A 12,422-nucleotide genomic window follows, 5' to 3' on the forward strand; every position below is an offset into this window, starting at 1 on the left:
CTTTTTTGATCCCAGGCTAAAGCCCTGGGCTATATTTGATTTACAATTGACGTACTATCTTACCAGTGCAGGCTCTGTTGCTTCTTCCAGCAAAGCATATTTTTTAATCCATCCGATCACGGTGTCAAGACCTTCCAGTGACATCAGGTTGGTAAACACGAATGGCTTGCCCAGACGCATTTTGCGGGCATCTCTTTCCATCACGCCCAGGTCTGCATGCACATAAGGAGCAAGATCTATTTTATTGATCACCAGCAGGTCGGAGCGGGTAATACCAGGACCGCCTTTACGGGGGATCTTATCACCTTCCGCCACATCAATCACGAAGATGGTCACATCCGCCAGGTCCGGACTGAAAGTAGCAGACAGGTTATCACCACCGCTTTCGATGAGGATCAGTTCCACTTCCGGAAAACGGGCCACCATTTCATCCACGGCTTCCAGGTTCATACTGGCATCTTCACGGATGGCGGTATGCGGGCAACCACCTGTTTCCACACCGATGATCCTTTCTTTGGGTAACAGACTGTTTTTGGTTAAAAACTCTGCATCTTCTTTAGTGTAGATATCATTGGTGATCACTCCCATGCTGTAGGTGTTCATCAGGGCACGGGACAATCTTTCTATCAGGGCGGTTTTGCCGGAGCCCACAGGGCCGGCTACACCAATCTTTACATATTTTCTTTCGCTCATGGTAAAATCAGTTTTTTAAAAATAACTATGACATGTATAGCCTGGAATACAACAGTTCATGCTGCATGCAACGGATATCAAAACCGATGTTGCATACACCCACCAGTTCACGGTCCAGTGCTATAGTAGTGGGAATAAGGCTTTGTATAAGCCGTTGTGTACGGAACAGGATATCTTGTCCGTCGAGCTGGCTTAGTGGCACTAGTTTCACGGCATTGGTGACCATCCCTACCGCAGCGTTATAATAAAACGCGTACAGCGCTTCCTGCAGCGGAATGCCCATCAGGCAGGCATACATACCGAAGGCGATGCAGTAGTGACCTTCTGCGTTTTTCGCAGTGGTGGCCGCCTCAAATTTTTTCGCCAGCGTATAAGGCTCATGACGTGTGAAGATCTTCATCAGCCGGATGCCCAGTTTGAGGCTGGCCTGCCTGATTTCCCTCGGTATTTTGAGGGCCGCCACTTCTTCGTCCAGTGCCAGCAAAGCGCCAAGGTCGTCTGCGGCTGCGGCCTGGTAAGCCAGGCATACAAAAGCCGCATCATTGTAGTGCAGATTGTTCGCCAGCATATGCCGGACAAATTCTTCCGCAGTGGCTGTATTGTTCACCATCCCCTGTTGCACATAGGTTTCAAGGCCGTTGGAATGGGAGTAGCCACCTATCGGCAAAGTAGGATCACTGAGATGCAGGAGACTTCCCAAAAAATTTGATGTCATGATCTGTTCTTTATCGTTCTTTAGCAGCAATGTTCATAATTTTTGAAAAGAGGGAACTGCCACCGCCACTACCATGTGAATGCGGCTGTACGTTTGCATTCAACAGGTTGGTGAGTTTGGTATGCTCTTTCACGGTTTGATAGCCGGCCGCCTGCAGCCAGCGGAAGATGGGTTCTTCAAAAGGCAGCAGCACCTGGTCGTTTTGTATAAACACGGGCAGGTGTTTGTTGCCGATCTCATAACATACACTTCCCATCTCCAGCAGCGACCGTGGTGTTACCACGATCGCATCGCTGGGGATAATATCTACTACCACCGCTTTTTCATTGTCCATATACAGGATATCCCCGATATGGAGCCGTTGTCCTTCTTTCAGAAAGCGGACGGCTATTTCCATGCCCTGTTGTGTATGTTTGCGCTGAATACGTTTGGTTGTTTCAAACCATTCCAGCATCAGCGGATCGATGGTGCGACCGCCAACAGGCAGGGTGTCAATATTGCCGATGATTTTATCGATAATCATTGTCTGTTTCTTTTTTAAAACAGGAAGTAACGTTGTGCCAGTGGCACCGTTGCTACCGGTTCACAGGTGATGTGCTGTCCGTCTACCCGTACTTCGTAGTTTTCGGGATTCACGGTGATCTCCGGTGTTTTGTCGTTGTGTATGAGATCTTTTTTGGAGATGTTACGGCAGCCTGAAACGGGGAGGATCATTTTCTGCAGACCATATTCCGCCACGATGCCTTTTTCCAGCGAAACCTTTGATACGAAGGTGGCGCAGGTTTTATGCATGGCCCGGGCATGAGCGCCAAACATGGTGCGCATGATGATAGGTTGTGGTGTAGGAATAGAGGCATTGGGATCACCCATTTTGCTGGCGATGATCATACCACCTTTGATGATCATTTCCGGTTTGGCTCCGAACAGCGCAGGTTTCCACAGCACAACATCAGCCATTTTGCCGGGTTCAACGGAACCTACATAATGTGCGATGCCATGTGCGATGGCCGGGTTGATGGTATATTTGGCTACGTAACGTTTGGCGCGGAAGTTATCGCTTTGTTTGTTGCTGTCTTCTTCCAGGTAGCCACGTTGTTTTTTCATCTTGTCGGCGGTTTGCCAGGTGCGGGTAACGACCTCGCCTACACGTCCCATGGCCTGAGAGTCGGAGCTCATGATGCTGAACACACCCATATCGTGCAGGATATCTTCTGCAGCAATGGTTTCCGGGCGGATGCGGGAATCCGCGAAGGCCACGTCTTCCGGGATGCTTTTGCTCAGGTGATGGCATACCATCAGCATGTCCAGGTGTTCATCGATGGTATTGACAGTATACGGCCTGGTTGGGTTAGTGGAAGCAGGCAGTACATTGGGATACATGGCTGCTTTGATGATGTCGGGAGCGTGGCCGCCACCGGCGCCTTCCGTATGGAAGGTATGGATTACCCTGCCGTTGATAGCGTTGATGGTGTCTTCCAGGAAACCGGCTTCATTGAGTGTATCAGTATGGATGGCTACCTGTACGTCGTATTTATCGGCCACTTTAAGGGCTGCATCGATAACGGCAGGGGTAGCGCCCCAGTCTTCGTGTATTTTTACGCCCAGGGCACCGGCTTCCACCTGTTCTGCGATAGGAGCTTCGGTAGAGCAATTGCCTTTGCCGAAGAAGCCGAGGTTCATCGGGAAATCATCTGCTGCCTGCAGCATCTTTTCGATAAACCATTTACCGGGAGTGACGGTGGTAGCGTTGGTTCCATCAGCCGGACCGGTACCGCCGCCGATCATGGTGGTAACGCCGCTGAAGAGGGCTGTTTCTATCTGTTGCGGGCTGATGTAGTGGATATGGGTGTCTATACCGCCGGCGGTGGCGATGAGGCCGTTGCCACCATGTACTTCGGTGGAGGCACCGATCACCATGTTACGTTCTACATCGTCCATAGTATCGGGGTTACCGGCGCGGCCGAATCCTACGATTTTGCCGTCTTTGATGCCCAGGTCACCTTTTACGATGCCCCAGTGGTCGATGAGGATCACGTTGGTGATGACCAGGTCGAGCACACCCTGGTCGCGGGTAGCGGTGCTGGACTGGGCCATGCCGTCGCGTACGGTTTTGCCGCCGCCGAATTTGCTCTCATCACCATAACGGTTAAAATCCTTTTCTATCTCTACGATAATATCGGTGTCGCCTAAACGTACTTTGTCACCTACGGTAGGGCCGTACATATTGACGTATCTCTCTCTGTCTATTTTCAGGCTCATGATTGCTGGTTTTTAAAGGTGGAAGAAGCGAGTCTGGTCATGGCTCTCTCCCTGCTGGCGTCGAGGGAAGTGTCGCCATCTACGAGGTTGTTGAGCCCGAATGCGCGGCGGGCGCCGCCGAGTTCTACCAGGGTGATTTCCTTTTCTTCTCCCGGCTCAAAACGTACGGCTGTGCCGGCGGGGATGTTAAGGCGTTTGCCAAATGCTTTGGCTCTGTCGAAGCTCATGAGGCGGTTTACTTCAAAGAAATGGTAGTGTGACCCTATCTGTACGGGGCGGTCTCCGGTGTTGACAGCCTTGATGGTCACGGTGTTGCGGCCTTCATTGAGGGTGATGTCTCCTGCTGCTAAAAAATACTCTCCTGGAATCATGGTGGATCGTTTTACATGTTAACGGATAGGGTTGTGGACAGTGACCAGTTTGGTTCCATCCGGGAAGGTGGCTTCGATCTGTACGTCATGGATCATCTCGGGTATTCCTTCCATTACATCTTCCCGGGTAAGGATAGTGGCACCGTGGTGCATCAGTTCTGCCACCGATTTGCCGTCCCTGGCGCCTTCCAGCAGTTCGCTGCTGATGAAGGCGATCGCTTCTGGATAGTTGAGTTTGAGGCCACGTGCTTTGCGTTTGGCTGCCAGCTCACCAGCCAGGTGCAACAACAGCTTTTCCGTTTCTCGCGGAGTTAAATGCATATAACAAATTTTAATATGTATAAAAACAAGAACTTTTACCTAAAAAAACAGTTGAGCGCGCAAAAAGTCGAATTCTTCTTCACATATTAATTAATAACATATATAAGCATCAGAAGCCTATACACCGGCATAAACCGGCATTATTACATCAATCGTTAAAAGAAAAACACGACTGCTTACGCGTTGTGCGAAGGAATAATAAGGGTGTGAAACAGAATGAAACGCGGGACCCGTTTCACAGCAGTATCCGGATGGTTGAACCGGTTGCCTGCCAGTATGTTTTTTTCTGTAGTGAGAAACAATGCCTGATAATAGGCTGCAAAAAGAGTGGTAAAACGCTGAAACTGTGAAGAATGAAAAGTATCGTTTTCGTCGTCGGTATTTTCATCATTGATAAAAGAAAACAACTGCGGGAAATCCAGTAGATCCTTTGTGGACAGCAAGGTATCCGAACAACCTTTCCCTGCCTCAAAAGACGGCTGGCTGGCTCTTCCCGGCAATAACGGTGTTTTGTTGTGACCGGTGAAAGTAAATCCGATGAGGAAAAAAAGGAATAATATGTACCGAACGATGGCTTTCATTTACAGCGTGCAAGGTAGATGTTAAAACAAACCCGGAATAGCACAAATCACGCATTTCTTTTCACAAATCACGCTACCTTTAGTGATGTATATGAAATCATCGGTTAAACTATTTACCAATTTCGAATATAAAAAGTCTTTCCTTCCCGGCGTATCCAGGCAGGTGCTGTTCAACGATGCCAAACTACAGGTATACCGCATCGAAAACTACCTGCGCAACATTGTGATACCAGTGCCACCCTACCGCACCTCCTTCAACTTTCTCCTGTTTGTCACCAAAGGCACCATTGTGCAACAGCTGGAAATATCTCCCATTAAACTGGAAGCCAATTCCGTACTGCTGATCAAACAGGGCAGCATCACCGCTACATTGGAAATATCACCCGATGCTACCGGCTTCTTCATCGTCTATGAAAATGAAATCGTCAACGGGCTGTCACTCAATAACAGTCTGCTGAATTTTTTCTTCACCGCACCCTTTGTGTCCCTTCCTGCCAAAGCGGTTAAATGGCTGGCCCATCTCAGTGCGCTGCTGGAAGAAGAACTGAGCATGATCAATGGCTCTATGGAAATATGTATACCACTTTTCAGGGCACTGCTGAATAAAATACTGTTGCAGGAAAACCAGCATCCGGTGCCGCTCAACCGAAGCCTGGAGATATCCCTGCTTTTCAGGGAAAAGGTACAACGTCATCATCTCCGTGAAAAAACAGTGGAATACTACGCACGGCAACTCAACATCTCCGAAAACTATCTTAATAAATGTGTGAAGGAAGCTACGGGCAAACCACCCAAACAATGGATCAATGAAATCAGTATCCTCCACAGTCAGATCCTGTTGAGAGACCCGGCAAGAGACATTGCCGGCATTGCAGCAGAACTCAATTATCAGTCAGCCTCCTATTTCACCCGTCTCTTCAAACAGGTGACAGGCCTCTCTCCTTCTGCCTACCGGAAAAAAATAAAAGTGAACTAACTGCTGTGTTTTTTGTTTTAATGAAATTTTAAGCTCCTTCCGACCTTATTTTTTTACGCTGGCAAGGTAATTGAATTCTCAGGCATACAAAACATTAAAACACATGAAAAAGTTAATCGCAGCTTTCGCCATTATGCTGGCCGTATCTCCGGCTTTTGCACAAAATGCAACCACTACTCCTCCAGCCAAGCAACAGGCGCCTGCTACCCAAAAAGCAAATGTCCAGAAAACACTACCTGCACCGGAAGAACGTGCAAAAGCTTACTCAGATGAATTAAAAACCAAACTGCATCTCACCGATGATCAGTATAAAAAAGTGCTGGCTGTGAATACGGAATGTATCCGCCGCAAAGACGCACTGCGTGCAAACGGACAAAAAGGTGGTCAGGGTGGCAAGGAAATATCTGCCTACCGCAAACAACAGTTCCAGACCATTCTTACACCGGATCAACAAACACAACTCAAAAACTTGAATGCCGCACATCAGTCAAAAAAAGGCAAAGAAGCCGCTGATGCAGGTGACCAATAAACTGCTGACATAAATAAAAGAGGCTATCCCGTGTTTTTGGAGATAGCCTCTTCTATTGAGACTCGGATAAGATTATTCCAGCCACTATATAACCTACAACTGTTACACTGTTAGTAACAAGTCACAAAGGTACAGCTCCATCTGCTAAAAAAGACAGTGTGCTTTCCTCCAGGTTAGCACTTACTTTCCCGGCCATGGCAGAGTTTTCCCACTCGCTTTCAGCACCGGCATCGGTGCATTCCAACGCTGCAACTGCTCAGACAACAACGATAACAATGCACTTGTCTTTTTCGGGTAAACGGCCGACAGGTCTTGCTTTTCGCCGATATCCGCTACCAGATCATACAGTTCTGTATGTCCTTGTTGCTGGTCGTATACCAGTTTCCAGCGGCCTTGCCGTAAGGCGCTTCTGTAGTTGATACCAGGTCCACCCTCTGCAATCCACTTATTAGGATAATGCCATATCAGTGTTCGCAGGGAATCCGTTTGCCCCGGATTCTTTAACAGTGATACAAAACTTTTTCCGTCTACCGTCTGCACGGCATCATACAACTGCATGCCTGCCATCTCCAGGATGGTAGGAAAAAAATCTTCTATCATTACATACTGCGATACTGTACTGCCGGCCTTTGTCACGCCCGGCCATTTTACCAGCATCGGCTCGCGGATACCACCTTCATATACCGATCCTTTACCGGCCCGCAGCGGCAGGTTCTGCGTATGCGGTGTGCCGCCGCGCGGCGGTGCCAGACTCAAACCACCGTTATCGCTCATGAACATAATGATGGTGTTGTCTGCTATTTTTCTGGCAGCAAGGTAGTCCATCACTTCTCCCAGGCTGGCATCCATGCCTTCAATCAGGGAAGCATACCTGGCTTCGGCCTCGTCCAGGCCCATATCCTGATAATGCTGAATATATTTTTTGTCGGCCTGCAATGGCACGTGTACCGCGTAATGCGCCAGGTAGAGATAAAAAGGCTGCTGCCGTTTCACCGGCTCATCCAGTGCTTTCAGCGCTTCCCGTGTAAGCGCTTCCGTTAGGAAATTGCCGCTACCATAATACTCTTCCAGGTCGGGCACCGCCTGCGCTGTGGCTTTGCCGGGCATATTGCCGTAGTTTTCTTCCGACAGGTAACTCTGCGGATGACCGGCAGCATGGCCTGCTATATTCACCAGAAAACCCATGTTGTAAGGATTGGCGCCCGGAGTGCCCATTGCGCCCCAATGCGCTTTGCCTGCATGAATGGTGTAATATCCGGCTGTTTTCAGAAGAGCGGGTAACGGTGTGGCATATACGGTATGCGGCACTCCCTGTACCGGACTGAAGCCGTTCCAGTTCCATGGAGCGGTGTCCAGCGCGACATCGGCTGCATCGGCGTTTACATCCTTGCGGGGAGAAGTCCAGTTGGTAACTCCATGATGCGCTGCATTCATTCCGGTGATCATACTCACCCTGGAAGGCGTACACACCGGTGTGGCATAGGCATTGGTAAACTTCACACCTTCCCTGGCCAGCCGCTCCATATTAGGTGTACGGAAACGTTTATTCCTGTCCGTTAGCTGCTCCCAGAAAGGTACCGAAGTGTCTTCCCAGCCCATATCATCTACCAGGAAGACAATAATGTTAGGTTTGGCGTTCACGGGGCTGGGCTGCGCCATGCTGCTGATACTGCAAACGATCAGGCATATACAACCCCAGCGTGAAAGTTGTATTGGTTTCATGCAGCTAATATAATCACGATCGTACAAAGATGTACTATCGTTCTCTCTCCCAGAAGCGGTGCTGCGCGATTGCGGCAATAAAGGCTTTCGGAGGATCGGAAAGAAGGATGCCCGGTGCTTCTGTGGCAGGTATTCCGGCAGCTTTCAGTACTGCCGCACCATCGCCGGAAACGGCTATCGCCTTGCCATGCCGGTAAGCTTCGCTGACAAACCGCAGCGCTTCCGGATGCTGTTGCAGCGTGTCTGTACTACCGGTACCACCCGGAATATAAACAGCATCAAACAATACGGAAGCAGCCCCCAGCAGACTCTCGTCGGCTTCAAAGCCGCTACCGGTAGATGCTTTCACGGTACCCAGATGCGGAGCAATCAGTTCTACCTGTGCACCGGCCCTCAGCAGCGCCTCTTTCATCTCTGTTATCTCCATCGAAAGCACTCCGTCGGCAACCAGAAATGCGACCTGTCTGGACCTCACCGTATCTTTTACTGTATTGGCCATACTGAGGGCTTCCGACTTTTCTACTGATTGTTCTACGGGATGTGGCTGGAATTGTTGAGGCGCTCCATCTGCCGGCATGATACGGTTGACAGGTTGTTCCGGCTGCGAAGGCAAGGCCAGGCCCAGTCCTTCCGCTACGGCAACAGCCAGATCTTTGTCGACTTGTGACAACAGGCCCAGCATCCGTATCCGTATATCCGTGATCGTTACCTTGCCCAGTTCAAAACGCAGGGCATTGATCAGGTGGCGCTTTTCAGCTTCCGACTGGCTGTGGTAAAACAGGGCAGCCTGACTGAAATGATCGAAGAAGCTGGTGCTCCGGCCCCGTACTTTGCGGGCGTCTGTCTTTTCTGCATAAGAAGAGAAACCGCCGTCTGCTATACTGGCCTGGAACGGGCAACCGGCGCCCAGTGTATTGGGCTCGTAGGAAGTGTTGCCCCGGTTGATAGTTTGCCGCATATGTCCGTCACGCTGATTGTTATGTACCGGTGATATGGCCCGGTTGACGGGGATCTCGTGGAAGTTGGGGCTCCCGAGTCTCGACAGCTGAGTATCGAGATAAGAAAACAGCCGGCCCTGCAACAGCGGGTCGTTGGTAAAATCGATACCGGGCACGAGGTGACCGGGATGAAAAGCCACCTGCTCCGTTTCTGCGAAGAAATTGTCAGGGTTGCGGTCCAGCACCATTTTACCAATACGTTTCACCGCTACCATCTCTTCCGGGATGATCTTGGTAGGGTCCAGCAGGTCGAAGGGAAAATTATGTTCATCTTCTTCCTGTATGATCTGTATACCCAGTTCATATTCGGGGTAGTAACCGCTCTCAATGGCATTCCACAGGTCGCGGCGGTGAAAGTCGGGATCTTTCCCGGAGATCAGCTGGGCTTCTTCCCAGGTTACTGAATGTACGCCTAACAAAGGCTTCCAGTGGAACTTCACGAAGCAACCCTTGCCGGCAGCATTTATCAACCGGAAAGTATGGACCCCGAAACCTTCCATCATACGGTAACTGCGGGGAATCGCACGGTCGCTCATCACCCACATGATCATATGCATAGACTCAGGTGCCAGGGAAATGAAGTCCCAGAAAGTATCGTGTGCCGAGGCGGCCTGAGGTATTTCGTTGTGTGGCTCCGGTTTTACAGCATGTACAAAATCGGGGAATTTCATGGCGTCCTGGATAAAAAACACCGGCATGTTGTTGCCTACCAGGTCGTAGTTGCCTTCTTCGGTGTAAAACTTCACGGCAAATCCCCTGACATCCCGGGCCAGGTCTGTAGAGCCACGGGAGCCTGCTACCGTGGAAAAGCGGACAAACACCGGCGTACGCCGGGCTGGGTCTGTCAGGAAACCTGCGCTCGTATAATCCGACAGGGATTCATATACCTGAAAATATCCGTATGCTCCCGCACCACGGGCATGTACAATCCTCTCCGGTATCCGTTCATGATCAAAGTGGGTAATTTTCTCTCTCAGGATAAAATCCTCTAGCAGTGAAGGTCCTCTTTCTCCCGCCTTGAGTGAATTTTGATTATCATTGATCCGCAGGCCCTGGTTGGTGGTAAGAAACTGGTCTGCTCCATCTTCGGTATGCGGCGCAAGCTGCTCCGCCTTTTTATTCAGCTGTTCAGCTTTTTTTCTTGCCATGGTGATGCTGATTTAATGATGAACAACAATACAGATCCGGGTCACAGATATTATGCCGATCAATTACGGGTTATGAATGAAAGGAAAGACCTTTCATTACATATAAAATTTTTACAATTCATAACTTATAATTCGCAATTCGTAACTATATTTGCGTTGTTCAAATCAAATTGCCCCGGTCATTTGTTTAATCCAGATATATAATCACCATTTCATTATGAACAAAACGTTCCTTTACACAGCCATCAGTGTGGCTATGCTTTCTGCCACTGTATCATGTGACAACAGCAAAAGCGGCAAAGGCCCTGCAGCCTATGAAAACAACTCCGCCGAAAAAGCCAGCCATGTCATTGAGTACACCAATCTCCTGATTGATATAGCCAACCAGCAAGGCGACTATATCACCCGTGTGATCCAGAATGCAGACAAAATTGAAAAAGGACTGAAAGATCCTTCCGACAAATTTGCCTTCTTCGGTATTATGCCGCCCAACTATTTTGAAAGACCCAGAGGGATCAAACAAGTAAAAGCGGATGAACCCGTAGATGAACTGAGCAGTGAGGATAAAAAATTCTTCAAGGAAAAAGTTGCCAGCTCCTCCAAAGCCTTCGCTAAAATTCAGGACTACTACAAACAATTGCAGGACTACCTGAAAGCAGAAAACTACAAAGACGACAAAAGCGTAAAAGGTCTGGCGCTGATAGATTCCATCCGCACCAGCACCCAGGAGCTGATGGCCGAAAAAGCAGTGCTGATAAAAAAAGTAAATGAGATCGCTGATGCCAGCGAAGCCATCGTACTGAAAGACAGCCCGCTGAAAGATTACATCTTCGCTATGAAAGCCGATCTGAAATCCGTCCACGACTTTGTAGGACTGATGGAAGTTGGCGGTGTCGATTACAACGCCATCAAAGGCAAAGTTGACGCCGCTTATGCAGCCCTGGAAAAAGCTTACGACGAACACAGCCAGCTGAATATGGACAACGCCAAAAAAGAACACAAAGACAGCTATTACAAATTATTCTACGACCGTTTCCATGAGATCCTCCTGGAAACTAAAAAAACCATGAGAGACGGTGCCGAAAAAGGTAAGTTGACAGAATATCAGGTAGAAAGCCTGAGCCGCAACTATGATTACCTTATCGAACGATACAATAGTTTCAACAGCTAGTTTTCACACGAAGCCGCAAAGCAGCAGAAAAAAATATCTTGCTGCTTTGTGGCTTTGTATTTGCGGGAGAAACTTTAATCCGATAAACCATGAAAACAGAGTATTTCCCGGCCGGTGAAAGAGGGGTTAAAGACATGGGATGGCTGAAAAGCAATTTCTTTTTTAGTTTCAGTGATTACCAAAATCCACTGCGCAGTGCTTTTGGCACGCTGGTGGCTTTTAATGATGACTTTGTAATGCCCGGCAAAGGTTTCGGCACCCATCCTCATGTGAACATGGAAATTATTTCCATACTGCTCAAAGGGAAGATGAATCACAAAGACTCTATGGGCTACAGTACCAAAATAGAGGCCGACGGCGTACAGATCATGAGTGCCGGCGAAGGATTAAGGCATGAAGAATACAATATCGGCGACAGTGATGTGAACTTCCTGCAGATATGGATAACCCCCAAATTACAGAATATCGCGCCCCGCTACCAGCAGCGCAGCTTTCCGCGGGCCAAAAGAAAAAACCGCCTGGCTACCATCGTTTCTTCCGAAGAAGGCCAGAGCCACTGCTGGATCAATCAGAATACCCGTATCTCCCTCGGATACTACGACCTTCCCGGCTCCGTGCCCTATTCGCTGCAACCGGTCAACAAATGCCTGTTTATTTTCCTGATCTCCGGTACCCTCAAAGTCAACAACCAGGTATTACATCCCCGCGATGCTTTTGGTATATGGGAAGCCAGCGAGATCAGCCTGCAACATGGAGAAGAAACGGAGTTTCTGATCCTGGAAACACCTATCAACCAGAAATAACCCCTCCCCGCCTTGCTGCACACGCAGCCCATACCCACTCCTCCGGTATGTCAGCATGATCATTTACCTATTAAAAACATCATTACTTTATCATTTTGATAAATCGAAATAGCACATTTCGTACAAGCACTATTT

General features: G+C 49.0%; 12 protein-coding genes and 1 pseudogene. 4 read left to right on the forward strand and 9 right to left on the reverse strand.

The annotated features are described in order from the left end of the window. Positions 1–54 precede the first annotated feature (54 nt). The 7 genes and pseudogenes from ureG to KD145_RS12345 all read right to left on the reverse strand — a co-directional run bounded on the left by ureG (position 55) and on the right by KD145_RS12345 (position 4,940). Positions 55–693 (reverse strand): urease accessory protein UreG, encoded by a 639-nt coding sequence (ureG, locus tag KD145_RS12320; protein ID WP_212006178.1) that lies wholly within the window; start codon positions 691–693, stop codon positions 55–57. Between the two features lie 25 nt (positions 694–718). Then, entirely contained in the window at positions 719–1,408 is a 690-nt protein-coding gene (locus tag KD145_RS12325; RefSeq protein WP_212006179.1) for an urease accessory protein UreF, read from the reverse strand. 10 nt (positions 1,409–1,418) lie between these two features. Further along, a complete protein-coding gene (gene ureE / locus KD145_RS12330) occupies positions 1,419–1,931 on the reverse strand; it encodes an urease accessory protein UreE (RefSeq protein ID WP_212006180.1) in 513 nt (170 codons plus the stop codon). A gap of 14 nt (positions 1,932–1,945) precedes the next feature. Beyond that, on the reverse strand, positions 1,946–3,667 hold the full coding sequence (ureC, locus tag KD145_RS12335; protein ID WP_212006181.1) for an urease subunit alpha: 1,722 nt from the start codon (positions 3,665–3,667) through the stop codon (positions 1,946–1,948). Between the two features lie 71 nt (positions 3,668–3,738). Continuing rightward, positions 3,739–4,038 (reverse strand): annotated as a pseudogene (ureB, locus tag KD145_RS32270) (urease subunit beta); the annotation flags it as partial. An 18-nt stretch (positions 4,039–4,056) separates the two neighbouring features. Continuing rightward, a complete protein-coding gene (ureA, locus tag KD145_RS32275) occupies positions 4,057–4,359 on the reverse strand; it encodes an urease subunit gamma (RefSeq protein WP_249219809.1) in 303 nt (100 codons plus the stop codon). A 176-nt stretch (positions 4,360–4,535) separates the two neighbouring features. After that, complete coding sequence (locus tag KD145_RS12345) at positions 4,536–4,940, reverse strand: hypothetical protein (RefSeq protein WP_212006182.1); 405 nt, start codon at positions 4,938–4,940, stop codon at positions 4,536–4,538. Positions 4,941–5,031: 91 nt separating this feature from the next. On the opposite strand from KD145_RS12345, the gene KD145_RS12350 reads away from it, so the two are divergent. Both KD145_RS12350 and KD145_RS12355 read left to right on the forward strand, forming a co-directional pair. Then, entirely contained in the window at positions 5,032–5,916 is an 885-nt protein-coding gene (locus KD145_RS12350) for an AraC family transcriptional regulator (protein ID WP_212006183.1), read from the forward strand. Between the two features lie 103 nt (positions 5,917–6,019). Continuing rightward, positions 6,020–6,445 carry a hypothetical protein gene (locus KD145_RS12355; RefSeq protein WP_212006184.1) on the forward strand — a complete coding sequence of 142 codons (426 nt, stop codon included), beginning with the start codon at positions 6,020–6,022 and terminating at the stop codon, positions 6,443–6,445. A 180-nt stretch (positions 6,446–6,625) separates the two neighbouring features. Here the strand turns inward: KD145_RS12355 and KD145_RS12360 are convergent, their stop codons facing one another. Beyond that, positions 6,626–8,167 carry a sulfatase gene (locus KD145_RS12360; protein WP_212006185.1) on the reverse strand — a complete coding sequence of 514 codons (1,542 nt, stop codon included), beginning with the start codon at positions 8,165–8,167 and terminating at the stop codon, positions 6,626–6,628. A gap of 34 nt (positions 8,168–8,201) precedes the next feature. After that, on the reverse strand, positions 8,202–10,313 hold the full coding sequence (locus tag KD145_RS12365; RefSeq protein WP_212006186.1) for a catalase: 2,112 nt from the start codon (positions 10,311–10,313) through the stop codon (positions 8,202–8,204). Positions 10,314–10,530: 217 nt separating this feature from the next. On the opposite strand from KD145_RS12365, the gene KD145_RS12370 reads away from it, so the two are divergent. Next, positions 10,531–11,484: a hypothetical protein gene (locus KD145_RS12370; protein ID WP_212006187.1), complete on the forward strand. Its 954-nt coding sequence runs from the start codon at positions 10,531–10,533 to the stop codon at positions 11,482–11,484. A gap of 89 nt (positions 11,485–11,573) precedes the next feature. Then, positions 11,574–12,287, forward strand: coding sequence for a pirin family protein (locus KD145_RS12375; RefSeq protein ID WP_212006188.1), 714 nt, complete (start codon positions 11,574–11,576; stop codon positions 12,285–12,287). Positions 12,288–12,422: the final 135 nt, after the last annotated feature.

It is taken from the genome of Chitinophaga sp. HK235, assembly GCF_018255755.1.
Lineage (GTDB): Bacteria > Bacteroidota > Bacteroidia > Chitinophagales > Chitinophagaceae > Chitinophaga.